The sequence below is a fragment of the Nocardioides sp. CER19 genome, assembly GCF_029846275.1.
Taxonomy (GTDB): domain Bacteria; phylum Actinomycetota; class Actinomycetes; order Propionibacteriales; family Nocardioidaceae; genus Nocardioides.
On sequence record NZ_JARVWS010000001.1, the window covers coordinates 745,249 to 770,170 of the forward strand.

Consider the following 24,922-nt stretch of genomic DNA (forward strand, 5'->3'; position numbering starts at 1 on the left):
CGATAACCGACACGGGACGGGTCTATTCCGTCCGCGGGTGGCGGGTGGACGCGCATCGTGACCCCGGGCGAACCGACCGCGCCGCTCGAGCGGCCGCACTACACCGACTACGACACCCGCCTGGCGGCGTACGTCGTGGTCGTGCGCGACGACCGGGTGCTGCTCGCCCTGTGGAACGACGAGGAGCGCCGACGTTGGACGCTGCCCGGCGGCGGGGTCGAGCTGCAGGAGACCACCGCTGAGGGCGCGGTCCGTGAGGCCCGCGAGGAGACGGGGTACGACGTCGAGCTGACCGGCCTGCTCGGGATCGAGACCGACGTCTTCTCGGCCGAGCAGCGGACCCGCGGCGCTGCGCGTGACAGCGGTCGACCGCTCAAGGCCGTCCGGGTCTTCTACTCGGCTCGTATCGTGGGAGGTCGGCTCACCGACGAGACCGGCGGCAGCACCGACGAGGCCCGCTGGTTCCCGCTGTCGGAGGTCCCCGACCTCCCGCGGGTCTCGATGGTGGACACCGGCCTCGCTTTCCTCTCCGAACGGGAATGATCGTCCACTGACCTTCGTTGAGCCGTATGAATGAAGTTGAGTTGAAGCGACTCAAGTATTTTGTCAGACTCGTGACGGCCGCCAAGATGGCGTCGCAGAACCTTTCTTGGCAAGCAGTCCCTGCAGCAACGGAGGAGCAACACCATGGCACGTGCGGTCGGTATCGACCTCGGCACGACGAACAGCGTCGTCGCCGTCCTGGAGGGCGGCGAGCCCACCGTCATCGCGAACGCTGAGGGCGCGCGCACCACGCCGTCCGTCGTCGCGTTCGCCAAGTCCGGCGAGGTGCTGGTCGGCGAGGTCGCCAAGCGGCAGGCCGTCACCAACGTCGACAGGACCATCAAGTCGGTCAAGCGCCACATGGGCACCGACTGGAGCGTGAAGGTCGACGACAAGTCCTTCACCCCGCAGCAGATCAGCGCGTTCATCCTGCAGAAGCTCAAGCGCGACGCGGAGGCCTACCTCGGCGAGCCGGTGACCGACGCGGTCATCACCGTGCCGGCGTACTTCTCCGACGCACAGCGCCAGGCGACCAAGGAGGCGGGCGAGATCGCCGGCCTCAACGTCCAGCGCATCGTCAACGAGCCCACCGCCGCCGCGCTGGCCTACGGCCTCGACAAGGGCGACGACCAGACCATCCTCGTCTTCGACCTCGGTGGCGGCACGTTCGACGTGTCCCTCCTGGAGATCGGCGAGGGCGTCGTCGAGGTGAAGGCCACCAGCGGTGACAACCACCTCGGTGGCGACGACTGGGACAACCGGATCGTCGAGTGGATGGTCAAGAAGTTCAAGGACAACAACGGCGTCGACCTCGCCGCTGACAAGATCGCCGCGCAGCGCCTCCAGGAGGCCGCCGAGAAGGCGAAGATCGAGCTGTCGTCCTCGAGCGAGACCACGATCCACCTGCCCTACATCACCCACGGTGAGTCCGGCCCGCTGCACTTCGAGGAGAAGCTCAGCCGCAGCGAGTTCCAGCGCATCAGCGCCGACCTGCTCGAGCGCACCAAGGTGCCGTTCCAGAACGTCCTCAAGGACGGCGGCGTCGCGGTCAAGGACATCGACCACGTCGTGCTCGTCGGCGGCTCGACCCGCATGCCGGCCGTGACCGACCTGGTCAAGGAGCTGCTGAGCGGCAAGGAGCCCAACAAGGGCGTCAACCCGGACGAGGTCGTCGCCGTCGGCGCCGCCCTGCAGGCCGGCGTCCTCAAGGGCGAGGTCAAGGACGTCCTGCTCCTCGACGTCACCCCGCTGAGCCTCGGCATCGAGACGAAGGGCGGCGTCTTTACGACCCTCATCGAGCGCAACACCACGATCCCGACCAAGCGTTCCGAGATCTTCACGACCGCCGACGACAACCAGCCGTCGGTCGAGATCAAGGTCGCCCAGGGCGAGCGCTCGATCTGGGCCGAGAACCAGCCGCTCGGCAACTTCGAGCTGACCGGCCTCCCGCCGGCGCCGCGCGGTGTTCCGAAGATCGAGGTCACCTTCGACATCGACGCCAACGGCATCGTGCACGTCTCCGCGAAGGACCAGGCCTCCGGCCGCGAGCAGTCGATGACGATCTCCGGCGGCTCGGCGCTGTCGAAGGACGACATCGACCGGATGGTCAAGGAAGCGGAGCAGTACGCCGAGGAGGACGCGCGTCGCCGTGAGGCGGTCGAGGTGCGCAACCAGGGCGACCAGCTCGTCTACACGACCGAGAAGTTCCTCGCGGACAACGGCGACAAGATCCCCGACGACGTGAAGACCGAGGTCACCGCCGACGTCGAGGCGCTCAAGGCGGCCCTCGCCGAGGAGACCGCCGACAAGGACAAGATCCAGGCGGCCGTCACCAAGCTCGGCGAGTCCTCGCAGAAGATGGGGGCCGCGATGTACGCCGCCGCGGAGGCCGACTCCGCTGCGGCCGGTGGGACCACCGGCGCGACCGGCGAGGCCGACGAGGACGTCGTCGACGCCGAGATCGTGGACGAGGGTCCTGAGGACGAGGCCAAGTGACCGAGGAGCGCGAGCCCCAGGTCCAGTCCGCCGACGAAGGCGCACAGCCGTCGACCGAGCCCGACACGGGCTCGGTCGACGGGGCCGAGGTCGAGGAGTCGCTCGGCGAGGCCGCCGAGGCAGCCGGCAACGTCCCGTCGGACGACATCGAGGAGTCGCCCGAGGGCGAGCTCCAGACGAAGATCGACGAGCTGACCGGCGACCTCCAGCGGCTCCAGGCGGAGTTCGTCAACTACAAGCGGCGGGTCGACCGGGACCGCGAGCTGATCAAGGAGAACGCGACGTACGCCGCGCTCGCCCCGATCGTCGAGGTCCTCGACAACATCGACCGCGCCCGTGAGCACGGGCCGCTCGACGGCGGCTTCAAGGCGGTCGCCGACCAGCTCGAGCGGGTCGTCGCCGGTCGCGGTCTCACCAAGTACGGCGAGCCCGGCCAGGTGTTCGACCCGACGCTGCACGAGGCGCTCTCGCACCTCGGCACCGACCCCGAGGTCACGGAGACGACGGTCAAGGTGATCGCCAAGGCCGGCTACCGGATCGGCGAGCGCGTCGTCCGCGCCGCACAGGTGCTGGTCGTCGACCCCGAGTGACGTCGAGATTGGCGTTCTTGCCCCTCGAGATCGGCGTTCTCGCCGACCTGTGGGGGCGAGAACGCCGATCTCGAGGGGCACGAACGCCAATCTCGATGAAGGAAAGGAGGAGGGATGGCTGACGAGGCCAACGGCTTCAGGGCCGACTGGGCGAACAAGGACTTCTACGCCGAGCTCGGCGTGAAGAAGGACGCGACCGCCGACGAGATCAAGAAGTCCTACCGCAAGCTCGCCCGGGCGAACCACCCCGACTCCAACCCCGGTGACGCCGCCAAGCACGAGAAGTTCAAGAAGGTCGCCGAGGCCTACGACGTCGTCGGCGACGCCGAGAAGCGCAAGAAGTACGACGAGATGCGCTCGCTCTACGCCGGCGGCAACCCCTTCGGCTTCGGCGGCGGTACGACGACCGGCGGGGGCCGGACCTACAACTTCGAGGACCTGTTCGGCAACACCGGCACCGGCGGCACCGCCGGCGGGAGCGGCGGGTTCGGCGACATGTTCGGCGACCTCTTCGGGCGCACCCAGCGGCGGCAGTCGCGACCGCGGGCGGCCAAGGGCGCCGACATCGAGACGACGGCGACCATCGGGTTCGTCGAGTCGCTCGAGGGCGTGACGATCCAGCTGCGGCTGACCTCCGACGCGCCGTGCCCCGACTGCAACGGCACCGGCGGCAAGCCGGGCACCCGTCCGCACGTCTGCCCCGACTGCGAGGGCGCCGGGTTCATCGTCAACGACCTGGGCGGCTTCTCCGTCAACGAGACCTGCCCGCGGTGCGGTGGTCGGCAGCTGATCTACGACGAGCCCTGCCCGACCTGCAAGGGATCCGGGCGCGGCCTCTCCGGCCGCACCATCTCGGCCCGTATCCCGGCCGGGGTCAAGGACGGACAGCGGATCCGGCTGCGGGGCAAGGGCGCCGCCGGCGAGGCGGGCGGCCCCAACGGCGACCTCTACGTCACCGTCAAGGTGACCGGGCACCGCGTGTTCGGCCGCAAGGGCGACAACCTGACCGTCGAGGTCCCCATCGGCTTCGACGAGGCCGCGCTCGGCGCCGACATCAAGGTGCCGACGCTCGGCGGCGGCCCGGTGACCCTGAAGATCCCGGCGGGCACGCCGACGGGCCGCACGTTCCGCATCCGCGGCAAGGGCGCGCAGAAGAGCGACGGCACCAAGGGCGACCTGCTCGCCACCGTCGAGGTGCAGGTGCCGGCGGTGCTCGACCCCGAGGCCCGCGCGGCCGTCGAGGCCTACCGGGCCGCGTCGGCGGGGAAGCCGCTACGCGCCAACCTCTTCGAGCAGGCCGGAGCCTGACCCATGACCCCGGACCCGAAGGCAGCCGTCTACGTCATCTCCGTGGCGGCCGAGCTGACCGGGCTCCATCCGCAGACGCTGCGCACCTACGAGCGGATGGGCCTGATCACGCCCGGCCGCACCGGCGGTGGCGGCCGGCGCTACTCGCACCGCGACATCGAGGTGCTCCGCCAGATCGCCCAGCTGACCGCCGCCGGCATCGGCATCGAGGGCGTGCGTCGCATCATGCAGCTCGAGAACCGGGTCGAGGCGCTGTCGGCCCGCAACGAGGAGCTCGTCGCCGAGCTCGAGGCGACCCGGGAGGCGCTGCGCCAGGCACGCTCCGGGCGTCGTACGCCGGCCGAGAGCCCCCTCGCCAAACCCACCAACAAGCTCCCCGTGCTGCGCCGGCCGGACCCCGACATGTCGGTGGTCGTCTGGCGCCGCGGCCGGTAGGTCGCCACCCCCGAACCCGCCCGTGGTCACGACCGCGGGCGGGCCTTTCGTCCCGGGTTTGAGGTCGCCGGTCGCGGGGAGACTGAAGCCCATGGCAAGCACAGCGACACGCCCGGTCGTCGACCGTGGCCGGATGCCCGTGGCCCGGCGGGACAGGAGGCCGGCGCTGGCGGCCCTGGCGCTCCTGCTCGTCCTCGTCGGAGCCCTCGGCAGCGCGTTGCTCGTCTTCCGCAGCGGCGATCGCGAGTCGGTGCTCGTCGCCAGCCGTGACATCCCGTTCGGGTCGGTCATCACCCGCGCCGACTTCCGCACGGCCCGGGCCGCGACGGACGAGGGCCACCTCTTCCAGGCCTCGCGGATCGGCGAGATCGAGGGGCTGCGAGCCACCAGCACGATCCCGGCGGGCACCCTCGTGAGCCCGCAGATGTTCACCGTCGACACGCTCGTCCCCGACGGCGGCGAGGCGGTCGGCGTCGTCGTCGACCCCAACCGCCGGCCCAGCGACGTACCCGAGGCGGGCGAGGTCGTGCGGCTCTACTACGTCGCCTCCGGCGGTGCCGCCAACACGGACGTCCCCGACAACCCGGTGGTCGTCGACGCCGCCCGGGTCATCGGCACGGGCGCCGGCTCCGACTCCGGCACCGAGAGCGTCACCGTCCTCGTGGAGAGCGACGCGGCGGCCGACGTCGCCAACTACGCCAGCACCGGCAACCTGGCGATGACCGTGCTCCCCGACGACACCAAGCCGGCCATCGACTGGACCAACCGGTAAGCCATGGCTCTCCTCTCGGTGATGTCGGCGAAGGGGGCGCCGGGCGCCACCACCACGGCACTGCTGCTCGCGAACCTCTGGCCGACCTCCAGCCTCGTCGTCGATGCGGACCCGCTCGGCGGTGACATCGCGCTGCGCCTGGCCGGCGAGCACGGTCCGCTCAACCCCAACCAGGGGCTGATGTCGCTGCTGCCCGCAGCGCGCCGCGGCCTGGTGCCCGAGATGGTGCCCGGCCACGCGCAGACCGCCCTCGGCGGCCAGCAGGTCATGCCCGGACTCCCCGGGCCCGAGCAGGCGGTGGCCGTCGCGCCCCTGTGGCCGGAGCTCGCGAACGCGTTCGGCAAGGTGCCCGGCACCGACGTGTTCGCCGACGTCGGCCAGGTCCACGCCCGGTCGTCGCACCTGGTGATGCTCGAGCGCGCCGACGCGGTCATCTGCGTCTTCCGCCCGACGGCCTGGAGCGTCGTGCACACCCGGCGCCGGCTGGAGGCGCTGCAGGACATCCTCCGCGAGCGGACCAGCCTGGTCGGCATGGTCTGCGTCGCCGCCCACGACCAGGCCGCCGAGGCGAAGGCGGCGATCGAGGGAGTGACCTCCGGCCTGCGCTGGACCACCGACCTCGGCGTCATCGCGCACGACCGCAAGGCGGTCGTCATGTATGAGGGCGGGGTCGTCTACCGCCCGGAGCGCAGCCTGCTCGCGCGCAGCGGCAGCGGCGTGGTGCAGCGGCTCCACGACGGCCTCGCCGCCGCCGGCGTGCTGAGCGGGGTGCCGACGCCCGTCGACGAGGCGTCGGCCGGAGACGAGGCGGCCGTCGACGAGTCGCCGTTCGACGGCGAGCCCGGGAAGCGGGCCGACCGCACCCGCGGCCGCCGCGTCCTGAGGAGGGCCTCCCGATGACCACCCTCCAGACCGGCCGCGACCAGGGCGTCGGCGCCGACCCCCAGCTCGTCCGCCTGCTGCGGGCGCAGGTCGCCGACCGGCTCAACCAGCAGCGCCGCAGCGACGAGGTCGCCGGACGTACGCCGATGTCGCCGGAGGACGAGCGCCAGTTCGCCCGCTCCCTCATCGTCCAGGTGCTCGAGGACCACGCCCGCGCCGAGATCAGCCTCGGCCGGACGCCGCCGACCGCCGACGAGGAGGAGGTCGTCGCCCAGGCGATCCACGCGGCGCTCTTCGGGGTTGGGCGGCTCCAGCCGCTGCTGCAGAACCCCGACGTCGAGAACATCGACATCAACGGGTGCGACCGCGTGTTCGTCGGCTACTCCGACGGCCGCGAGGAGCTGGCGGCGCCGGTGGCCGACAGCGACGAGGAGCTCGTCGAGCTGATCCAGGTCCTCGCGGCCAGCGTCGGCCTCGCCTCGCGGCCCTTCGACACGGCCAACCCGCAGCTCGACCTGCGCCTGCCCGACGGCTCGCGGCTCTCGGCGGTCATGGCGGTCTGTGCGCGACCCAGCGTGTCCATCCGCCGGGCCCGACTCGGCAAGGTGGGCATCGACGACCTGGTCGCCAACGGGACGATGACGACCGAGGTGGCCTCGTTCCTCCGGGCGGCGGTCAGGGCGCGCAAGAACGTCATGATCGCGGGCTCCACCAACTCCGGGAAGACCACCCTGCTGCGGGCGCTCGCCAACGAGATCCCGCCGCACGAGCGCATCATCACCGTGGAGCGCGCCCTCGAGCTCGGCCTCGACCAGTTCGAGGACCTGCACCCCAACGCGGTCGCCTTCGAGGAGCGGCTCCCCAACTCCGAGGGGCTCGGCGGCGTCAGCATGGCCGAGCTGGTCCGCCGCAGCCTGCGCCAGAACCCCAGCCGGGTCATCGTCGGCGAGGTGCTCGGCGACGAGATCGTCACCATGCTCAACGCGATGAGCCAGGGCAACGACGGCTCGCTCTCGACCATCCACGCGAACAGCTCGATGGAGGTGTTCAACCGCATCTCGACGTACGCCCTCCAGGCGCAGGAGCACCTGCCCGTCGACGCGACGCACATGCTGATCGCCGGCTCGATCAACTTCGTCGTGTTCATGCGCAAGCGCAACGACTACGCCAGCGGTGGCGCGCTGTCGCGCTCCATCGAGAGCATCCGCGAGGTGACCGGCGTCGACGGGCGGGTCCTGTCGAGCGAGGTCTTCGCGGTCGACCCGAGCGGTACGGCGGTCGCACACGCCCCGATCAGCTGCATCGACGACCTGCTCGCCCACGGCTACCAGCCGGCGACCCTGTCGAGGTGGCAGTGAGCGACGACCTGCTCCTCGCCATCGCCTGCGGCCTGGTCGTGGGCGCGGGACTGTTCGTGGCGGTGCTGGCGATCGTCGGGCTGCCCGAGCGGAACCCCGGCAAGCCCCGGCGCCAGCGCGCCTCGTTGCAGGAGCGCACGCGGCGGCTGGTCGTCGGCGTCGTCGCGGGCGTCCTCACCCTGCTGCTGAGCCGATGGATCGTCGCGGCGGTCGGCATCGGGCTGCTGGTCGCCTTCTGGGACCGGATCGCCGGCAGCTCCGGCGTCGAGAAGCGCGCCATCGCGCGGCTCGAGGCGCTCGCGGGCTGGACCGAGTCGCTGCGCGACACCATCGCCGGCGCCATCGGACTCGAGCAGGCGATCCCGGCGACCGCGGTCAACGCCGGCGCACCCATCCGTCCCTCGCTCAACCTCCTCGTCGACCGGCTCCGCATCCGCGAGCCGTTGCCCGACGCGCTGCGCGCCTTCGCCGAGGACCTCGACGACCCGAGCGCCGACATCATCTGCGCCGCCCTCCTGCTCAACGCGCGGCTGCGCGGCCCCGGCCTGCGCGACGTCCTGACCGCGCTCGCCCAGTCGACCCGTGAGGAGCTCGACATGCGGCGCCGCATCGAGGCGAGCCGCAAGGCCATCCGCCGCAGCGTCCGGATCGTCCTCTTCATCGTCCTCGGGATGATGGGCGGTCTCACGCTCCTCAACCGGCAGTACGTCGAGCCGTTCGACAGCCTCGTCGGCCAGCTCGTCCTCGTGGTGGTCGTGGCGCTTTTCGCCGCCGGCCTGCTCTGGCTGCGCAGCCTCTCGGCGCCCTCGAAGGTGGACCGTTTCCTCGTGTTCGGCCAAGAGGCCGACGCGCTCCCCGTCGAGGTCGCGTCATGATCACCGCGCTCGTCTTCGGAGCGATCTGCGGACTCGGCGTCTTCTGGCTGACCCGGATCTTCGCCCGCCCCAAGCCGGGCGTGGCCACGATGCTCGCCCGCATCGACCGCGGCCAGCGCTCCATGACCACCCACACCACGACGGCGTACGAGACGAGCCGCGACGCGGGCGCGCTGGACCGCCGTGCCCGGTCGCTGTTCGGCTCGCTCGCCGACCGGCTCGAGGTGGTCGCCGCCGAGCGCGGCTGGGACCTGGGCCGCCAGCGGGCCGACCTCGCGCTCATGGGCCGCACCCGCGGCGCCCACCTGGCGTCGAAGGTGGCGACGGGCTTCGGCCTGTTCCTCCTCGGCCCGCTCGTCTGGACGGTCTTCACGGTCGCGGGCGCGCCGCTGCCGGCCGTGATGCCCGCGGCCGGAGCGCTGCTGCTCGGAGTGTTCGGGTTCTTCCTGCCTGACCTCGCGCTCGCCTCCGAGGCGAAGGCGCGGCGGCGCGACCTGCGGCGCAGCGTCGGCATCTTCCTCGACCTGGTCGCGATGAACCTCGCCGGCGGCCGCGGCCTCCCCGAGGCGCTGCTCGCCGCGTCGAGCGTGGGTGACCACTGGTCGATGGTGCGCATCCGGCAGGCCCTCGTGAACGCCCGCCTCTACGGCACCACGCCGTGGCACGCCCTCGGCGAGCTCGGCGACGAGCTCGACGTCGAGGAGCTCCAGGAGCTCTCCGGCGCGCTCGTCCTCGCGGCGGACGACGGCGCCAAGATCCGCTCGTCCCTGGCAGCGCGGGCAGCGACGCTGCGCCGCCGGGAGCTGACCCAGGCCGAGGGCGAGGAGGGGGAGAAGTCGCAGTCGATGCTCGTCGCGCAGATGCTCATCAGCACCGCGTTCCTCTTCTTCCTCGGTTTCCCGGCCGTCTCGCAGCTGCTGCGGGCCTAGGACACCAGAAAGAACAGAAGGGACCGCCATGATTCCGATCGCCGTCATGCTCCTGCAGGACGCCTACTTCCGCGCCCAGCGTCTGCGCCGTGCCGAACGCGGAGAGCGGGGTGCGTCGGTGCTCGAGTGGGCGCTCATCGCCGCCGTCGTCGTGGTGGCCGCGTCGATCATCGGCGCCGTGATCATCAACATCGTCACGAAGAAGAGCACCGAGCTGGACAACTGTGCCAACCAGGTCGGCGGCACGGCCTGCAAGTAGACCCATGGCACGGATCGGTCGGCGCACCCGGCATCTCGAGCGCGGAGCGTCCGCGCTCGAGATGGCCTTCATCGCGCCCGGACTGATCCTGCTCATCTTCTTCTCCATCCAGGCCGCGCTCTTCTTCTACGGGCGCAACGTGGCCATCCAGGCCGCGCGCGAGGGCGTCTCGCAGATGCGGGTGGCGCCCGACGCCGCGACCTACGAGGCCATGCGGGCCGGCGTTGTCGACAACACCGAGCGGTTCGCCGGCACCGTGGGGCGCGAGACGCTCATCGACGCGGTCGCCACGCCGACCTACGACGGGGCGGCGGGTCGTGTCTCGATGACGGTGAGCGGCCGGGTGATCAGCCTGGTGCCGGGGCTCCACCTCACCGTGACGCAGCGGGCCGAGGGACCGGTCGAGCGGTTCGAGGCCGACCGGTGAGGCGCCGCGACGAGCGCGGCTCGCTCGCGCTGGAGATGGTCATGATCGCCCCGGCGCTCCTGCTGCTGCTCGGTCTGATCTACGCCTATGGCCGGGTCGGCCAGGTCAACGGCGTCATGGAGTCGGGCGCCCGTGACGCCGCCCGCAGCGCCACGCTCGCCCGCTCGATGCAGGAGGCGCGCGACCGGGCCGAGCAGGTGGTCGACGACGCGCTCCGGGCCGCCCCGCCGACCTGTCGCGACCACCCGACGGTGACGGTGTCGGGTGGCGACCCCGCCCACCCGGACGCCTTCGTCCCCGGCGGTGTGATCCGGGTGGCGGTGTCGTGCACCTACGACATCTCCGATCTCGGCCTGCCCGGTGCGCCGGGGACGCTCACGTCACGGTCGTCGTTCACCTCGATGCTCGACCCCCATCGAGGAGTGGACGACTGATGCGGCGCCGCGACGAACGGGGGTCGATCGCTCCGGCGATCCCGATCATCGCCTTCATGCTCCTGCTTCTCGGTGGTCTCGGCATCGATGCGTCCCGCCAGCTCAACGCCCGTGGGGAGGCGGTCGCCTTCGCGGAGGAGGCCGCCCGGGCCGGTGCGCAGGCCGTCGACGTGGACGTCGACGACCTCGAGCTCGACGAGGGCCAGGCCAGGCAGCGGGTCGCCGACTACTGCGCCGCGCTCGAGTCGGAGGGTCGGGTGCGGAGCTGCCAGTGGCGCGGCCTGACCGAGGTCGGCGGCGACGACCACCGCCACCTCGTCGTCAACACCCGCGTCGAGCTCTCGATCAACGCGACCCTGCTCGGCATGATCGGCGTCCGCGAGCTCCATGCCTCGGCGGACGCGAAGGCACGCCCCTACGAGGGCATCACCGATCCGTTCGGGAAGAACAACGGGGTGAGCGCCTCGCAAGCCCCCTCCGGCTGACCGGGACCGCAGGTTTTACCACGCGCGCGCCCGGGTAGGTACGGCGGTGAACGCCACGTCCCGAGTCGATGAGTGAGCCTGTGACTTCTCAGCCGTCCCGCCCCACCCGCGTCGTGCTGCTGGCCGCGCCGATCTCGGCCCTGCTCCTCCTCGCCGGCTGTGGCGGGAGCGCCGACCCGGCTCCGGCGCCTCGCCCGACGCCGACGCCGACCGAGCCGGCCACACCGACGCCGACCCCGACGGCGACCCAGGCGGCGGCGCGGCTCTCGCCGTTCGAGGACCGGGCCGAGGTCCAGGTCCTGCGACGGTGGGCCGCGGCCGCGGCCGTCGACATCACCAACGGCGACGCGGCACTGCCCCGGTCGAGCGCCTTCGTGACGAAGGGGTCGCGCCAGGAGCTGGCCGACGTCGTCGGAGGCGACGTCGGCAAGACCTATCCCGGGCCGATCCCGTTCACGCCGGTCGGCGTCCAGGCGCGGGGGAAGCAGACACGGGTGTTCGCGTGCCTCCAGGTCGCCGGCTGGGGCCTGGACAAGAAGGGTCGCCCGGCCGAGAGGCGTGAGGTCGACGGCGTCAGGTTCGAGCTCACGCGCTCCCACGGTCGCTGGCTGGTCGACCACCTCTACTCCAGCGACTCCACCAGGTGCAAGGGCGTCACCGTCACAGGAGTGAAGTCATGAACCGCAGACTCACCGCAGTCGCGGCCGCGGCGGCCGCCCTCGTCCTCCTCTCGTCACCGGCGGCCGTCGCCAAGCTCACCCCCACGAACCCACCACCCCCCGGCGGCGGCACCGTGACGCCGCCGCCGGCCGGCGACGGAACGCTGCCGACGGGCGGCAGCACCGACGACGGCGGCTCGGGAGGCGGCGACGGCGACGTCGGCGGCTGCCACGCGGTCGCCTCGCCGTCGTTCCTCGGCCTCGCCTGCGGTGGAGCGGCCGTCGACCGCGAGAAGTGGCTCGAGAAAGTGCTCGACGGTGAGAAGCCGCCGCACTGCTGGGACCGCGCGATGACCGACGACGAGCGCCGGCGGATGCACGTGAAGAACGACGTGCCGACGGGCGCGGTCTGGTACTGGGAGACCTGCCAGGAGGGCATCCACGACGACTACACGATCGATCCGGGCGGGCCCCGGCTCACCGTCACCCCGCGGGCACACTTCCCCGGCGACACCTGGCAGACCCCGACCGACAACCAGCAGAAGGTCGTCGACTGGCTCGACAACAACGCGGGTGTGCCGACTCCCATCGCCGGCGTCTCGCCGTCCTCGCACCCCCGGGTGGGCCAGTGGGTCTCGTTCTTCGACGGCAGCGACGACGAGATGACGGTGGCGGCCGGAACCGTGGAGCTGCGCGCCCACGTCACGGGCCTGACCGTCGAGCCGCTCGCCAAGGGCGCCGGCCACACGCTGACCTGCGCCGGCTCGGGTCACGTCGCGACGGCGGGGGAGAAGCCGCCGGCCGGCGGTGGCGACTGCTGGTTCTCCTACGCGCACAGCTCGGCCGCCCAGCCGGACGGCATCTACTCCGTGCGGATCACCGCCGACTGGCAGGTCGATGCCTACGTCGACGGGCAGCCCTTCCGGGTGCCGTTCGCGACGTTCAGCAAGTCAGGGATCACCGGCGTGCCGGTCACCGAGATCCAGACGGTGGTCGTGCCCTGAGCCCGACGACGCCGCGCCGGTTTGGCCCGTGAGCCGGCGGGGTAGGACCGCGATGAGCGCCATCGTCACGGCCATCTCGGCGCCGAGGGAGAACCGATGACCACGACCACCACTCCGCCCGCCCCGCACCGAGGTGCGCCGCTCCTCCCCGGCTCGGACGGGCCGCAGGAGAAGCGCGTGCTGAAGGGGGTCGCCGCGCTCGTCGGGTCGCTCCTGCTCCTCCTCGGCGTCCCGGCGGCGCTGGTGCTGCTGGTCGGCAACCCGCTGCCGACCTCAGCGCCGTCGCGCGACTGGCTCACGGCACAGGTCGACGCCGAGCTGATCATCAAGGTGATCGCCGTCCTGGTCTGGGTCGTCTGGGTGCACTTCGTGGTCTGCTTCCTGACGGAGTGGCGGGCCGTCCGTGCCGGGCGGATGCCCGGGCGGGTGGTCATGGGCGGTGGGTCGCAGGTCTTGGCCCGCCAGCTCGTGGCCGCGATCCTGCTGCTCGCCGGCGGCGCGAGCGTCGCGCAGGGCGTCTCCGGCGCGCTCGCGAGCTCGTCGCCCGAGCCGGTCCGGCAGCCGCCCGTGACCCAGGTCGTCCAGGGCGCCCAAGCGCGGCCGCAGGCCGACCACCAGGCGGGCCGGCACGGGCACGCCACCAAGGTCATCACCGTCCAGCCGCCCGAGGGCCGCCACCACGACACCCTGTGGGGCATCTCCGAGCGCACCCTGGGGGACCCGTTCCGCTGGCGGGAGGTCTACGAGCTCAACAAGGACCGGCCGCAGCCCGACGGCGGCCGGCTCACCGACGCCGACCTCATCCGGCCGGGCTGGCAGGTCCTGCTGCCGGGCGACGCCCAGGGCCCCGGCGTCCGCGTCCTCGACGCGGCGCCCGCCTCCCCCGGCTCAGCGACCGTTGGCGCCTCGTCGACCGCCGCGGCCCGGACGGCTGACAGCTCGCCGATCGCCACGACCGGTGGCGGCGCGTCGACCGACGGCGAGCAGGCGGTGGAGGACTCGGCGCTCGACGGCGACCTCGCCCAGCTCGTCGCCGGCGGCGGCCTCGTGCTCGCCGGCATCGTCACCGCCCTGGCCGCCAAGCGCGGTCCCTACGGCACCCCGACCGACGCCGAGGGCGCGCTCCGGCTCGCCGCCAACCCCGGTCGCGCCGACCTGGTCGACCGCGCGCTCCGCGTCCTCGCCGAGAGCCGGGTCGGACAGGGACAGCCGCTGCCCGACCTCGCCGTCGTCTACGTCGACGACGACCAGGTCGTCGCCCACCCCGTCGGTCGGCCCGAGGCGCCCGCGCAGCCGTGGCGGCCCTCCGAGGACGGCGGCTCCTGGACGGTTCGTGCCGAGGACCTGCGCGGCGTGCGGGCGACCGCCGCGGCGCCGTACCCGGCGCTCGTCAACGTCGCGACGTCGCACGGCTTCGACCTGCTCGTCGACCTCGAGTACGCCTCCGGGCTGGTCTCCGTCGGTGGCGACGACGCCATCGCCCGAGAGGTCGTGACGTCGCTCGCGGTCGACCTCGCGACGCACGCCTGGTCCGACAGCGTCGCCGTCACGATGGTCGGCTTCGGCAACGACCTCTCCGACCTGGCCCCGACCCGTATCTCGTCGGCGACCAGCCTCGACGAGGCGCTGGCGAGCATCGAGCAGGCCCTCGACCGCGCCGGTCACCTGCTGTCCTCGCTCGGCGTCGACGGGGTCCTCAGCGGCCGCAGCCGGGCCCGGTTCGCCGAGCTCGCGCCCCAGGTGCTCGTGCTCTCTGCTCCGCCGACGGCCGAGGAGGCGCAGCGGATCCGCGCGCTCGTCACCGGCGGTCGGACCGCGTTCGCCGCCGTCTGCGTCGGCGACGCCGTGGGCGCCCGCTGGCGCTTCGCCGTCGACGCGACCGGGCGGATCGACCTCGGGGTGCTCGGTGCGAGCGGCGAGGCCCGCCGCTACACGCACACCGCCCAGGAGGCGGTCCGCCGGCTCCTGGCCCGCACGACCGAGGAGGCGGCCGACCGGACCCGCGAGATCGCCGAGGCCCCGGCGCGCCTGGTCCCGGCCGGCGGGGCGCGAGGGGCCGCGAGTCCCGGCGCCGCCGTCACCGTCCGGCTCCTCGGCCCGGTCGCCGTCGCCGCGCCCGGCCCGGTCGAGGACGCCCGCGCCGCGGTGCTCACGGAGCTCGTCGCCATGGCCGCCCTGCACCCGCAGGGCCTCCACCCGGCGGCCCTCAGCGCCGGTCTCTGGCCCCGCGGGGTCACCGAGGACGTCGTTGCGCGCACCGTGCACGACGCCCAGCGGTGGCTCGGCGTCGACGTCGCCGGCAACCCACGGCTGCGGCAGGGCGACGACGGGCTCTACCACCTCGCCGACGACGTCTACGTCGACTGGGCGGACCTGCAGTCGTGCGCCGTCGCCACGGACGGCGGTGAGGTCGCGTCGCTCACCCGGGGCCTGTCGCTCGGCACCGGGGAGGCGTTCTCGGGCACGCCGGCCGGCCGCTACGGCTGGCTCGCCTTCCACCGGTGCGCGCGTGACGCCCGGGCGCTCGTCGCCAGCATGGCCGGTCGCGCCGCCGAGCTGCTCGTCGCCGGAGGCGACCGGACCGGCGCCGCGAGCGCCCTGCGCCGCGGCCTGGTCCTCGTGCCGACCGCCGAGAGCCTGTGGCGTGAGCTGCTGCGCCTGCACGGCGGTGACGACCCGACGGTGCAGTCCCTCGTCGGCGAGATGCACGCGACCCTCCCCGACCACCGGTTCGAGGCGGAGACCGAGGCGCTCGTCGCGCACCTGGCACCCGGCGCCTAGCGAGACGACGGATGCGTCTGCTGATCACCGCCGTCGCCGGCGGCCGACCCGTCGACCTCGCGGTCGAGGCCGAGGACGACGCGCGCGTCGCCGACCTCGCCACGGTGATCGGCCGCGCGCTCGGTGATGCCCTCGTGCCCGCACCAGCCGGCGGTCCGCCGACGCTGCGGGTGGTCGGCAGCACCCCCGTGGATGCGCCCGCGCCGCCGCTCTACCTCGGCGCCCGCCTGCTCGACCCGGCCGAGCCGCTCGCGTCGAGCGCCGTGCGGCACGGCTCCGTCCTCGGCGTCGGTGAGCGGCTACCGGCCGGGCTGGTCGAGCCCGGCGGCCTGGTCGAGGTGAGGATCACCAGCGGTCCCGGAGCCGGTGGCGTCACTCGGCTCGACGCGGGCGAGTACGCCGTCGGCACCACTCCCGACTGCGACATACGCGTGGCGGGCGAGGGGCTGCCCGGCGTCGTCCTGCGGCTGCGGGTGCGCACTGACGGGGTCGTCGCGGTCGAGCCGGTGCCGGAGGTCGTCGGCCGCACGCGCGAGGTGCCACGACGCAGCCGACCACTTCCGGGCCCGATCGTCCTCGGCACGCGCGAGATGGTGCGACCGCGCAAGCCGAAGCCGGGGGTCCCGCTCCCGGACGGCACCGTGACGACCGACCCCGCCGACGACGTACCGCTCGTCCACCTGGACCGGGCGCCGCTGGACGCGGCGGCCGCGTGGGAGCCCGGTCAGGTGCTCGGCGCGGGTCCCGCGCTACTGGAGCTGCACCCGGTCACCCCGCCCGACGCGTCGCTCTCGCCCAACCCGGCCGGCGAGAACCTCGACTTCAACCGGCCGCCGCGCATCCTGCCGCCGGTGCGTACGACCGCCTTCACGCTGCCCGGCGAGCCGACTCGTCCCGAGAAGCTGCCCCTGCCGCTGGCGCTCATGCTGCTGCCGGTGCTCACCGGCCTCGCCATGTGGTGGTTCACCCGCAGCCCGCTCTCGCTGATCATCTGCGCCCTCTCGCCGCTGATGGCGCTGAGCCAGTTCACCAGCGGGCGTCGGCAGGCCAAGCAGCGCTACGCCGCCGAGCTGGACACCTATCTGGCCCGCACGGCGCGGATCCAGCAGGACGCCTTCGACGCCCTGGTCGAGGAGCGGGCGGCGCGGCGACGCGACCACGTCGACGCGAGCGAGACGCTGCTGACCGCCGTCGGACCGCGGATGCGGCTGTGGGAGCGGCGCCAGGCCGACCCGGACTTCCTGCTCGCCCGCGTCGGGACGGCCGACCAGTCCTCCGAGGTCAGCATGCGCGACCCGGCGCGCGAGGAGCACGAGGGCGACCTGGTCTGGACCGCCCCTGACGTACCCGTCGTGGTGCCGCTCGCGGAGGCAGGCGTCACCGGCGTCGCCGGCCCGGAGCCGGCCCGGCTCGGGCTGGCCCGCTTCATGCTCGGGCAGCTGGCGGTGCTGCACTCACCGGCCGATCTCGACATGGTCCTGCTGACGGACACCGCGGCGTCGCCCGCGTGGAGCTGGGTCCGCTGGCTGCCGCACATGCGCGCCGACCTCGGCGACTCCGAGCTGGCCCACGTCGGCGTCGACGACGAGTCGGTGTCGCTGCGCATCGCCGAGCTGCTCCGGATGCTCGACGAGCGGACCGCTGCCGCCAGCGACCGCAGCTCCCTGTCGGCGGGGCGCGGCGCCACGCCCGCCCAGCCCGTGCTCGTCGTCCTCGACGGCGCCCGCCGGCTGCGCCTGCTGCCCGGTGTCCCGCAGCTCCTCCAGGAGGGGCCGGCGGTACGGATGTACTTCCTCTGCCTCGACGCCGACGAGCGGCTGCTCCCCGAGGAGTGCCAGGTCGTGGTCGACGTCGCGCCCGACGTCGCGACCGTACGACGGACCGGCCACCCGACCGTCGAGGGAGTGCGCCCGGACCTGGTGAGCACCGCCTGGGCGGAGCTGGTCGCGCGGAGCCTGGCGCCGGTCCGCGACGTCAGCGCCGTCGCCGATGGCGGCACACTCCCCTCCTCCTCGCGGCTGCTCGACGTCATCCGGCTCGACCCGCCCTCCGAGGCGGCGGTGCTGGATCGCTGGCGGTCGGTCGGCCGGACCACCAAGGCCGTCATCGGCGAGGGCGGCGACGGCGCGTTCACCATCGACATCCGCCACGACGGCCCCCACGGCCTGGTCGCCGGCACCACCGGCTCCGGAAAGTCGGAGCTGCTCCAGACGATCATCGCGTCGCTCGCGGCCGGCAACCGGCCGGACGAGATGAACTTCGTGCTCGTCGACTACAAGGGCGGCGCGGCCTTCAAGGACTGCAACCACCTGCCGCACACCGTCGGCATGGTCACCGACCTCGACGGCCACCTCACGACCCGCGCCCTCGAGAGCCTCGGCGCCGAGCTGCGTCGTCGTGAGCACCAGCTGGCCGGGGCGGGCGCGAAGGACATCGAGGACTACCTGGCGGCGAAGGGCCCCGACGACGACCCGATGCCGCGACTGCTCATCGTGATCGACGAGTTCGCCGCGCTGGTCACCGAGCTCCCTGACTTCGTCACCGGCCTCGTCGACATCGCCCGCCGCGGCCGCTCGCTCGGTGTCCACCTCATCCTCGCGACCCAGCGGCCGGCCGGGGTGGTGAGCGCGGAGATCAAGTCCAACACCAACCTGCGCATCGCGCTGCGGGTCACCGACGCCGGCGACTCGACCGACGTCATCGAGGCGCCCGACGCCGCGCACATCGCCAAGTCGACGCCCGGCCGCGGCTACGCGCGGCTCGGCCACTCGAACCTCGTCCCGTTCCAGTCGTCGCGGGTCGGCGGCCGGCCGCGCGGCGCCGATGCGGGGGCCGACGTCCGCCTGCGGCCGGTCACCTTCACCACGCTCGGCACTCCCGAGCGCGAGCAGGTCGGGGCGGAGCAGGACGTCAGCGTCCCGACCGACCTGGCCGCGCTCGTCAAGGCGGCCCAGGACGCCAGCGCGGCCAGCGGCATCGTCGCGCCGCCGCCGCCCTGGCTGCCCGCGCTCGACTCCGTGGTGACGCTGGAGCAGGTGCTCGAGCAGTTCCCGGCCGCCGTACCCGACCGGGAGCGCCTGCGGATCCCGTTCGGCCTCACCGACGTGCCCGCGGAGCAGCGCCGTGGGGTGGCCCTGCTCGACCTCGAGCAGGGCGGCAACCTGGGGATCATCTCGGCCCCGCGGGCTGGCCGATCGACGGCGCTGCGGGCGATCGCCGGCGCCATCGCCCGCGATGTCAGCCCCGAGGACGTCCACGTCTACGGCGTCGACTGCGGCAACAACGCGCTGCTGCCGCTGGTCGCCCTCCCGCACGTCGGAGCGGTGGTCACCCGCAACGAGACCGACCGGATGGACCGCCTGGTCACCCGGCTGCGCCAGCTCGTCTCCGACCGGCAGCAGCGGCTGGCGATGGCCGGCTTCGCCGACGTCGCCGAGCAGCGCGCCAGCGTCCCGGCGGAGCAACGGATGCCTTACGTCGTCGTGCTGTTCGACCGCTGGGAGGGCTTCCAGCAGGCGTACGACGACCTCGACGGCGGCCGCCTCGTGCAGGCGTGGCACCAGCTGCTCCAGGAGGGCGCCGGCGTCGGTCTCCGGATCGTGGTCACCGGTGACCGCACACTGACGGTCGGCCGGATGTCCACCCTGGTCGAGGACAAGCTGATGCTGCGCATGGTCGACCCGACCGACTTCGGCGCGATCGGCATGAGCTCGCGCCAGGCGCCCCCGACCCTCGCCGACGGCCGCGGCTTCCGGGCCGAGGGGCTGCGCGAGACGCAGGTCGCGCTGCTCGACGAGGACCCGTCCGGCACCGCCCAGGTCGCGGCGCTGCAGCGGCTCGGTCGCGACGCGGCGGCCCGTGCTGCGGGTGCCGACCGCGAGCGGCTCCCGTTCCGGCTCGACGTCCTGCCGGCCCGCATCACGATGTCGGAGGCGCTCGGCCTCGGTGAGCCCCCGGCCGGGACGACGATCCCCGTCGCGGTCGGCGGCGACACGCTCGCGCTGCGCGGCCTCGACGCCGTCGACAACGGGCCGGGCCTGCTGGTCACCGGTGGACGCCGCACCGGCCGGTCCACCACGCTGCGGACGATGGCCGCCTTCGCGCTCGCGGCCGGTTGGAAGGTCGTCGTCATCACGCCACGGGTGAGCCCGTTGCGCGACCTGGCCGGCACGCCCGGCGTCCACGGCCCGTTCGACGCGGGGTCGGACCAGACCGAGGTCACCGACCTGCTCGCCCAGCTACGGGCGTCGGGGACACCCTCGCTCACCGTGGTCGACGACGTCGAGCTGGTCGGCAACGACGACTGGCTCGCCGACCTGGTCGCCGAGCACCTGGACCGGCTGCGCGACAGCGGTTCCCTCCTTGTCGGGGCCGGCACGCCGGCCGACATCAGCAGCCAGTACCGCGGCCCTGCGGCCACGCTCAAGAAGAGCGGCTCCGGCGTGATGCTGGCGCCGCAGTCGAGCACCGACGCCGACAACTTCGGGGTCCGGCTGGCCCGGTCGGCGTACGGCCAGCCGATGCCGCCGGGCGGCGGCTACCTCGTGCGCGGCGGTTCGGTCGAGCGGGTCCAGGTCATCTGGCCCGAGGGCTGAGGCCGTCTTTCCGGCGCCGAGGTTTACCTGGGTGGTGTGAGGGAATCAACACGATGACGCGCCCGATCGTCGGGTGCGCACCAGTGACGCTGACCCACCCTCGGAGGGGGAACCATGACATTTCTCGGTGCCGATCTCGACGACCTCAACGACCTGTCGAAGAAGCTCGACCAGGCGAGCACGTCGATCGAGTCCCTGAAGTCGGAGCTCGACGGCTTCGTCAAGAAGACCCAGTGGACCGGTCCGAACGCGGACAAGTTCCACGCCGGCTTCGACGAGTTCAAGACGAACTTCCCGAAGATCTCGCACGCCCTCAACGAGGCGTCCTCGGCCGTCGAGAAGCAGCGCCAGGCCATCGCTCAGGCGACCGGCGCCGCCTGATCCACCGACAGCGGACGGACCGGGCACACGCTGTCCCGGTCCGTCCGTCCCGTCGGAGGTGATCGGCACCGCTCGGCCGCGGCGGGATACCGCAGGCGGGCGAAAGATCGCCTCCGACGGCGCTGCACGTCACCGGTCTGCTCGAGCATGGACGCGGGCCTGCCGTCGGCCGGCCGCCTCGACGCCGAGCACGAGGACGGGGTGCGATGTCGACCGCTGGTGGACGACCCGTCGGCAGGGGCCGTGGACAGCGCGGAGCGGTGCTCGGCCTCGTCGGCGGCACCGGCCTCGTCCTCCTGCTGCTCGCGATGCTCGTCGCGGTCGCGGCGCTGACGTTCTCGGTCGAGGTCAGCGGCCACTCCATGGAGCCGACGCTGCGACCCGGTGACCGGTTGGAGGTCGGCCCGTTCGGTCGTGAGGACGTCCGTCGCTTCGACCTCGTGGAGGCCAGCGAGCCGGGCCGCGGCACCCGGATCGTCAAGCGTGTCATCGGGCTGCCCGGCGACCAGGTCTCCATCGGCAGCGAGGTCGCGGCGCCACGGGTCTACGTCCGCCCGGCCGGGTCGGCGGACGTCTACGTCGTCGACAACCCGGCGTGGCACGGGCGGTTCGGGACCGACACCGCGTCCTGCTGCACGGCGGACGGGAAGGCGGCGATGGCGCGGGCCTGGGTCACGGTGCCGCCGGCGTCGTACTGGCTGATCGGCGACAACTGGGGTGGCTCCACCGACTCGCGGGTGTTCGGCTTCGTCGCGGCGGAGGCCATCGAGACCGCGCTGACGTTCCGGATCCTGCCCGCCGGACGGTTCGGCCCGCTGACCAGCGACGCGCGGCTCGTCCTGCAGCCGCCGTGATGTGACAACCTCGCAGGACTAGATGTGACAGGTGTCGCGGACACACGGTGTCGCGACCGACCGGCGGGCCGCTACTCTCGGCCCGGCCGGGGAGGGCTGGACGGGCCGGTGGGGGACGGGTCAGCGACGAAGGGTGTGACACCTCGTGGACGGGCTGTGGGACTGGCTCCGTGACTGGGCGGACGGTGTCCAGTGGGTCAGCTTCGCCACGATCCCCGTGTTCACCGGGGTCATCGGCTGGCTGATCAACTGGTCGGGCCTGTGGATGCTCTTCAACCCGATCGCGTTCAAGGGCGTGAAGGTGCCTGGCATGCGCGAGCTCGCCAGCCTGCTCCCGCGCAAGGTGCAGGAGGTTCCGGGCATCCTGCAGGGCGGTGTCGGCTGGCAGGGCATCATCCCCGCGCGCGCCGCCAAGATGGGCTCCATCGCCGTCGACAAGGCGATCGCCAAGCTCGGCACGCCGAGGGACTTCTACCAGCAGCTCGAGCCGGAGCGGATCGCCGCCCACATCGTCGAGACGTTCGGGCCCGAGGTGCCGGCTCTCGTCGACCAGGTGATGCGGGAGGAGCACCCTCGGCTGTGGCGGGACCTGCCGCAGGCCGTCCGAGACGGTGTCGTCGTCCGGGTGCAGGCGCAGCTGCCCACCATCGTCGGGCGGGTCACCGACGAGATCGGCGTCCACATCGACCAGCTGCTCGACCCGAAGTACATGGTCATCGAGCACTTCCGCCAGAACCCGCAGCTCGTGGTCAGGATCTTCCGCGACTTCGGGCAGCGCGAGCTCGACCTCATGGTCGCGTTCGGCTTCATCTTCGGCTTCCTGCTCGGCATCCCGGTCGCGATCGCCGACTCGCTGTGGCACTCCTGGTGGCTGCTGCCGGTGCTGGGCGTGGTCGTGGGGTGGGCGACCAACGCGCTCGGCATGTGGCTGATCTTCGAGCCGCCGGTGCCCCGGCGGATCCTCGGCGTGCGGGTCCAGGGCCTCTTCCCGCGCCGGCAGAGCGAGGCGGCCGAGGTCTACGCCCGCATCATCGCCGAGGACGTGATCACGCTCGAGCGGATCGGTGACCACCTGCTCGACGGGCCCTCCGGCGACCGCACCCGCGCGATGCTCGCCGCTGCCCTGCGACCCGCGATCGACCAGGCCGCCGGGCCGGTCCGTGGCGTCGTGCGGGTCGCCGTCGGCCCGCAGCGCTTCGACACGATCCGTGACTCGGTGGCCCGCGAGGCCGTCGGGCGCACGCTGATGCCGTTCCGCGACGCCGCCTTCAGCCGCCAGCAGGCAGCGCGGATCCAGTCCCTCGTCGCGCTGCGCACCAAGGAGCTGCCGCCCCGGGACTTCGTGGAGATGATGCGGGCGGCCATCAAGGAGGACGAGTGGATGCTCTACGCCCATGGCGCGATCATGGGACTGGCCGGCGGCTTCCTGCACTACTTCATCTTCAGGACGGTGGCATGAGCGACAGCTTCCCGGATCCTTCGCAGGATCTCGACGGGTTCGATCCCCGGGCAGCGGCACGCCGCTCGCGGGTGGGTCTCGACAGGCTCGACCGGCGCGGGGCGATCCGCGCCCTTCCCGGGCTGACCCGGGTCGCCGGGGCGGCCTACGTCAACGCCGCCGAGTGGGGCGTGCGCACGTCCCTGCGGACCGGGCGGCGCGTCGTACGTGCGGTGCGCGATCCCGTCGAGGCGGCCGAGCTGGTGCGCGAGGCGACGGCCGCCGCGGCGGTCGTCGGCGAGCTGGCGCGGTCGGTGGCCTCCGGTGTGCCGGTCGGGCGGGCGCTGATGGCGGCGGGCGAGGCGTTCGGCGAAGCCTTCGAGCCGCGGCTGGCCGCCGACCCTGCGGCACCGCGCAGCCTGCGGGAGCGAGGGGCCGACCTGCTCGAGCGGTCGCGCGACGTCTGGTCCAACGAGCAGGGCCACCCGGCGTACGCCCGGATCCTCGACGAGCTCGCGCCGGACGAGGGTCGGATCCTGCTGCTCCTGCTCCAGGGCGGCCCGCAGCCGTCGGTCGACGTCCGCAGCGGCGGCCCGGTCGGCATGATGAACGGCCAGCTCATCGCCCCCGGGCTGTCCATGATCGGCATGCGCGCCGGGGTGCGGTACGCCGACCAGGTGCCGGCCTACCTCAACAACCTGTTCCGCCTCGGGCTCGTGTGGTTCTCCAAGGAGCCGATCAAGGACCCGCAGGAGTACCAGGTGCTCGAGGCGCAGCCCGACGTGCTCGCCGCCGTGCACTCGGTGCGGTTCGCGAAGGTGGTGCGCCGCTCGATCCACCTGACGCCGTTCGGCGAGGGCTTCTGCCGCACCTGCCTCGTCTCCGAGGAGCAGGCGGCCACCGAGGTCTTCCCCGAGCACGCCGACCCGGGCGAGGCCGAGGCGGCGGTGCCGCCGACGGTCTGACCCGGGACTCGGCGGATCACTGGCTGTTGGTGTTTCCCCCGCCGACGACCCCGCCGACGAGCCCGCCGACAACCCCGCCGACGACGCCGCCGACGGTCCCGACGACGGTGCCGACCAGGCCGCCGGTGGAGCCGCCGGTGCCGCCGGAGCCGCCCGTGGAGCCGCCGGAGCCGCCTGTGGTGGGCGCGGGTGCGGCCGCCTTCGTCGGGGTGGACGCGGGTGTGGCCGCCTTCGTCGACGACGCGTGCTGGGTCGACGGCGCGGCGGACGGCTGGCTCGTCGCCTTCGGCTCCTGGCGTACGACGTCCGCGCGGTGCCGCCCGACGGCGCTCGCCGCCGTGGGGGCCGCTGCCGGCGTGGCCGCGGCGTGGTCGAACGGACGCGCGGCCCGGTGCTTGCCCGCCGGCGGCGTGACGTAGGCGGCGGGTGCGGCGACGGTCGCGCTCGAGATGACGTGCGGCGAGGCCGGCGGCCGCCAGGTCCCCTTCGCCGCGCTGGTCGTCGGGGTCTCGGCGTGGTCGTCGGGCAGGGCGACGGCGACGGCGCCGGTGGTGGCCACGAGGAGCGCGCCGAGTGGGACCAGGTGGGCCAGGCGGGGGCGACGGGTGGCGCCGACGGGTGCCTCGGCGATCCGTCGGCCGGCGTCGCGGCCGCGGCGAGCGGCGTCGGGCTGGGTGAGGAAGAGCCACCGCGGGGTGGGCGCCGCGGCGTGCTTTCCGGGGTTGTGCTGGGTCAAGTCGGAACTCCTCCGCACCGAGAACGGGAGTGGTCTAGACCGTTCAACCAAGCAGGTCGACGGACGTCGGGCCAATCCGGAGCGTGCCCCGGCCCACGCGGGGTCAATCGCGATCCGCTCGTAACGTGGCGCATGTCACGGGCGGCATCCGGCGACCGAGAGCCACGCGAGAACGGTCAAAGTTGAGTGGAATGCACTCAACTTCTGGCGTGTTGGA

General features: G+C 73.0%; 23 protein-coding genes. 22 read left to right on the plus strand and 1 reads right to left on the minus strand.

All coding sequences use genetic code 11. The annotated features are described in order from the left end of the window. Positions 1-57: 57 nt before the first annotated feature. The 22 genes from QDS12_RS03650 to QDS12_RS03755 all read left to right on the plus strand — a co-directional run bounded on the left by QDS12_RS03650 (position 58) and on the right by QDS12_RS03755 (position 23,969). Complete coding sequence (locus QDS12_RS03650) at positions 58-543, plus strand: NUDIX domain-containing protein (RefSeq protein ID WP_279877005.1); 486 nt, start codon at positions 58-60, stop codon at positions 541-543. Positions 544-687: 144 nt separating this feature from the next. Continuing rightward, positions 688-2,538: a molecular chaperone DnaK gene (dnaK, locus tag QDS12_RS03655; RefSeq protein WP_279877007.1), complete on the plus strand. Its 1,851-nt coding sequence runs from the start codon at positions 688-690 to the stop codon at positions 2,536-2,538. Further along, the gene (gene grpE / locus QDS12_RS03660; RefSeq protein ID WP_279877008.1) at positions 2,535-3,128 is read left to right on the plus strand and encodes a nucleotide exchange factor GrpE; all 594 of its coding nucleotides are present in this window, start codon (positions 2,535-2,537) and stop codon (positions 3,126-3,128) included. Before dnaK ends, grpE begins: the two co-directional genes overlap by 4 nt. A 114-nt stretch (positions 3,129-3,242) precedes the next feature. Further along, the gene (locus QDS12_RS03665) at positions 3,243-4,436 is read left to right on the plus strand and encodes a DnaJ C-terminal domain-containing protein (protein WP_279877010.1); all 1,194 of its coding nucleotides are present in this window, start codon (positions 3,243-3,245) and stop codon (positions 4,434-4,436) included. Between the two features lie 3 nt (positions 4,437-4,439). Further along, positions 4,440-4,871 (plus strand): MerR family transcriptional regulator, encoded by a 432-nt coding sequence (locus tag QDS12_RS03670; RefSeq protein ID WP_279877011.1) that lies wholly within the window; start codon positions 4,440-4,442, stop codon positions 4,869-4,871. A 91-nt stretch (positions 4,872-4,962) separates the two neighbouring features. Beyond that, positions 4,963-5,643, plus strand: a complete 681-nt coding sequence (locus QDS12_RS03675) for an SAF domain-containing protein (RefSeq protein WP_279877012.1) — start codon at positions 4,963-4,965, stop codon at positions 5,641-5,643. A 3-nt stretch (positions 5,644-5,646) separates the two neighbouring features. Then, positions 5,647-6,543: a hypothetical protein gene (locus QDS12_RS03680; protein ID WP_279877013.1), complete on the plus strand. Its 897-nt coding sequence runs from the start codon at positions 5,647-5,649 to the stop codon at positions 6,541-6,543. Next, entirely contained in the window at positions 6,540-7,883 is a 1,344-nt protein-coding gene (locus tag QDS12_RS03685) for an ATPase, T2SS/T4P/T4SS family (protein ID WP_279877014.1), read from the plus strand. Before QDS12_RS03680 ends, QDS12_RS03685 begins: the two co-directional genes overlap by 4 nt. Next, a complete protein-coding gene (locus tag QDS12_RS03690) occupies positions 7,874-8,758 on the plus strand; it encodes a type II secretion system F family protein (RefSeq protein WP_279877015.1) in 885 nt (294 codons plus the stop codon). The genes QDS12_RS03685 and QDS12_RS03690 overlap by 10 nt, the downstream gene beginning before the upstream one ends. Continuing rightward, positions 8,755-9,687, plus strand: coding sequence for a type II secretion system F family protein (locus tag QDS12_RS03695; protein ID WP_279877017.1), 933 nt, complete (start codon positions 8,755-8,757; stop codon positions 9,685-9,687). The genes QDS12_RS03690 and QDS12_RS03695 overlap by 4 nt, the downstream gene beginning before the upstream one ends. 28 nt (positions 9,688-9,715) lie before the next feature. Beyond that, a complete protein-coding gene (locus QDS12_RS03700) occupies positions 9,716-9,946 on the plus strand; it encodes a hypothetical protein (RefSeq protein ID WP_279877019.1) in 231 nt (76 codons plus the stop codon). 4 nt (positions 9,947-9,950) lie between these two features. Next, a complete protein-coding gene (locus QDS12_RS03705) occupies positions 9,951-10,373 on the plus strand; it encodes a pilus assembly protein (protein WP_279877020.1) in 423 nt (140 codons plus the stop codon). After that, on the plus strand, positions 10,370-10,807 hold the full coding sequence (locus QDS12_RS03710) for a TadE/TadG family type IV pilus assembly protein (RefSeq protein ID WP_279877021.1): 438 nt from the start codon (positions 10,370-10,372) through the stop codon (positions 10,805-10,807). Before QDS12_RS03705 ends, QDS12_RS03710 begins: the two co-directional genes overlap by 4 nt. Then, a complete protein-coding gene (locus QDS12_RS03715) occupies positions 10,807-11,292 on the plus strand; it encodes a pilus assembly protein TadG-related protein (RefSeq protein WP_279877022.1) in 486 nt (161 codons plus the stop codon). The genes QDS12_RS03710 and QDS12_RS03715 overlap by 1 nt, the downstream gene beginning before the upstream one ends. Positions 11,293-11,372: 80 nt before the next feature. Beyond that, positions 11,373-11,972, plus strand: a complete 600-nt coding sequence (locus QDS12_RS03720) for a hypothetical protein (protein WP_279877023.1) — start codon at positions 11,373-11,375, stop codon at positions 11,970-11,972. Then, a complete protein-coding gene (locus tag QDS12_RS03725) occupies positions 11,969-12,955 on the plus strand; it encodes a hypothetical protein (protein ID WP_279877024.1) in 987 nt (328 codons plus the stop codon). Before QDS12_RS03720 ends, QDS12_RS03725 begins: the two co-directional genes overlap by 4 nt. Before the next feature lie 96 nt (positions 12,956-13,051). Then, on the plus strand, positions 13,052-15,736 hold the full coding sequence (locus QDS12_RS03730) for a hypothetical protein (RefSeq protein ID WP_279877025.1): 2,685 nt from the start codon (positions 13,052-13,054) through the stop codon (positions 15,734-15,736). Between the two features lie 11 nt (positions 15,737-15,747). Continuing rightward, positions 15,748-20,331: an FtsK/SpoIIIE domain-containing protein gene (locus QDS12_RS03735; RefSeq protein WP_279877027.1), complete on the plus strand. Its 4,584-nt coding sequence runs from the start codon at positions 15,748-15,750 to the stop codon at positions 20,329-20,331. 114 nt (positions 20,332-20,445) lie between these two features. Then, positions 20,446-20,712, plus strand: coding sequence for a WXG100 family type VII secretion target (locus tag QDS12_RS03740; protein WP_279877028.1), 267 nt, complete (start codon positions 20,446-20,448; stop codon positions 20,710-20,712). Positions 20,713-20,918: 206 nt separating this feature from the next. Beyond that, positions 20,919-21,566, plus strand: coding sequence for a signal peptidase I (lepB, locus tag QDS12_RS03745; protein ID WP_279877030.1), 648 nt, complete (start codon positions 20,919-20,921; stop codon positions 21,564-21,566). 145 nt (positions 21,567-21,711) lie between these two features. Next, positions 21,712-23,025 carry a hypothetical protein gene (locus tag QDS12_RS03750; RefSeq protein ID WP_279877031.1) on the plus strand — a complete coding sequence of 438 codons (1,314 nt, stop codon included), beginning with the start codon at positions 21,712-21,714 and terminating at the stop codon, positions 23,023-23,025. Further along, entirely contained in the window at positions 23,022-23,969 is a 948-nt protein-coding gene (locus QDS12_RS03755; protein WP_279877032.1) for an Abi-alpha family protein, read from the plus strand. The genes QDS12_RS03750 and QDS12_RS03755 overlap by 4 nt, the downstream gene beginning before the upstream one ends. Before the next feature lie 16 nt (positions 23,970-23,985). Here the strand turns inward: QDS12_RS03755 and QDS12_RS03760 are convergent, their stop codons facing one another. Beyond that, positions 23,986-24,705: a hypothetical protein gene (locus QDS12_RS03760; RefSeq protein ID WP_279877033.1), complete on the minus strand. Its 720-nt coding sequence runs from the start codon at positions 24,703-24,705 to the stop codon at positions 23,986-23,988. Positions 24,706-24,922 lie beyond the last annotated feature (217 nt).

Bases quoted from the DNA above. Each gene is read 5' to 3' on its own strand.
- QDS12_RS03740 (WP_279877028.1), top strand. From the start codon at position 20,446: ATGACATTTCTCGGTGCCGATCTCGACGACCTCAACGACCTGTCGAAG.
- QDS12_RS03730 (WP_279877025.1), top strand. From the start codon at position 13,052: ATGACCACGACCACCACTCCGCCCGCCCCGCACCGAGGTGCGCCGCTC.
- QDS12_RS03700 (WP_279877019.1), top strand. From the start codon at position 9,716: ATGATTCCGATCGCCGTCATGCTCCTGCAGGACGCCTACTTCCGCGCC.
- QDS12_RS03735 (WP_279877027.1), top strand. From the start codon at position 15,748: ATGCGTCTGCTGATCACCGCCGTCGCCGGCGGCCGACCCGTCGACCTC.
- QDS12_RS03695 (WP_279877017.1), top strand. From the start codon at position 8,755: ATGATCACCGCGCTCGTCTTCGGAGCGATCTGCGGACTCGGCGTCTTC.
- QDS12_RS03715 (WP_279877022.1), top strand. From the start codon at position 10,807: ATGCGGCGCCGCGACGAACGGGGGTCGATCGCTCCGGCGATCCCGATC.
- QDS12_RS03675 (WP_279877012.1), top strand. From the start codon at position 4,963: ATGGCAAGCACAGCGACACGCCCGGTCGTCGACCGTGGCCGGATGCCC.
- QDS12_RS03670 (WP_279877011.1), top strand. From the start codon at position 4,440: ATGACCCCGGACCCGAAGGCAGCCGTCTACGTCATCTCCGTGGCGGCC.
- dnaK (WP_279877007.1), top strand. From the start codon at position 688: ATGGCACGTGCGGTCGGTATCGACCTCGGCACGACGAACAGCGTCGTC.
- QDS12_RS03755 (WP_279877032.1), top strand. From the start codon at position 23,022: ATGAGCGACAGCTTCCCGGATCCTTCGCAGGATCTCGACGGGTTCGAT.
- lepB (WP_279877030.1), top strand. From the start codon at position 20,919: ATGTCGACCGCTGGTGGACGACCCGTCGGCAGGGGCCGTGGACAGCGC.
- QDS12_RS03680 (WP_279877013.1), top strand. From the start codon at position 5,647: ATGGCTCTCCTCTCGGTGATGTCGGCGAAGGGGGCGCCGGGCGCCACC.
- QDS12_RS03685 (WP_279877014.1), top strand. From the start codon at position 6,540: ATGACCACCCTCCAGACCGGCCGCGACCAGGGCGTCGGCGCCGACCCC.
- QDS12_RS03665 (WP_279877010.1), top strand. From the start codon at position 3,243: ATGGCTGACGAGGCCAACGGCTTCAGGGCCGACTGGGCGAACAAGGAC.
- QDS12_RS03725 (WP_279877024.1), top strand. From the start codon at position 11,969: ATGAACCGCAGACTCACCGCAGTCGCGGCCGCGGCGGCCGCCCTCGTC.
- QDS12_RS03705 (WP_279877020.1), top strand. From the start codon at position 9,951: ATGGCACGGATCGGTCGGCGCACCCGGCATCTCGAGCGCGGAGCGTCC.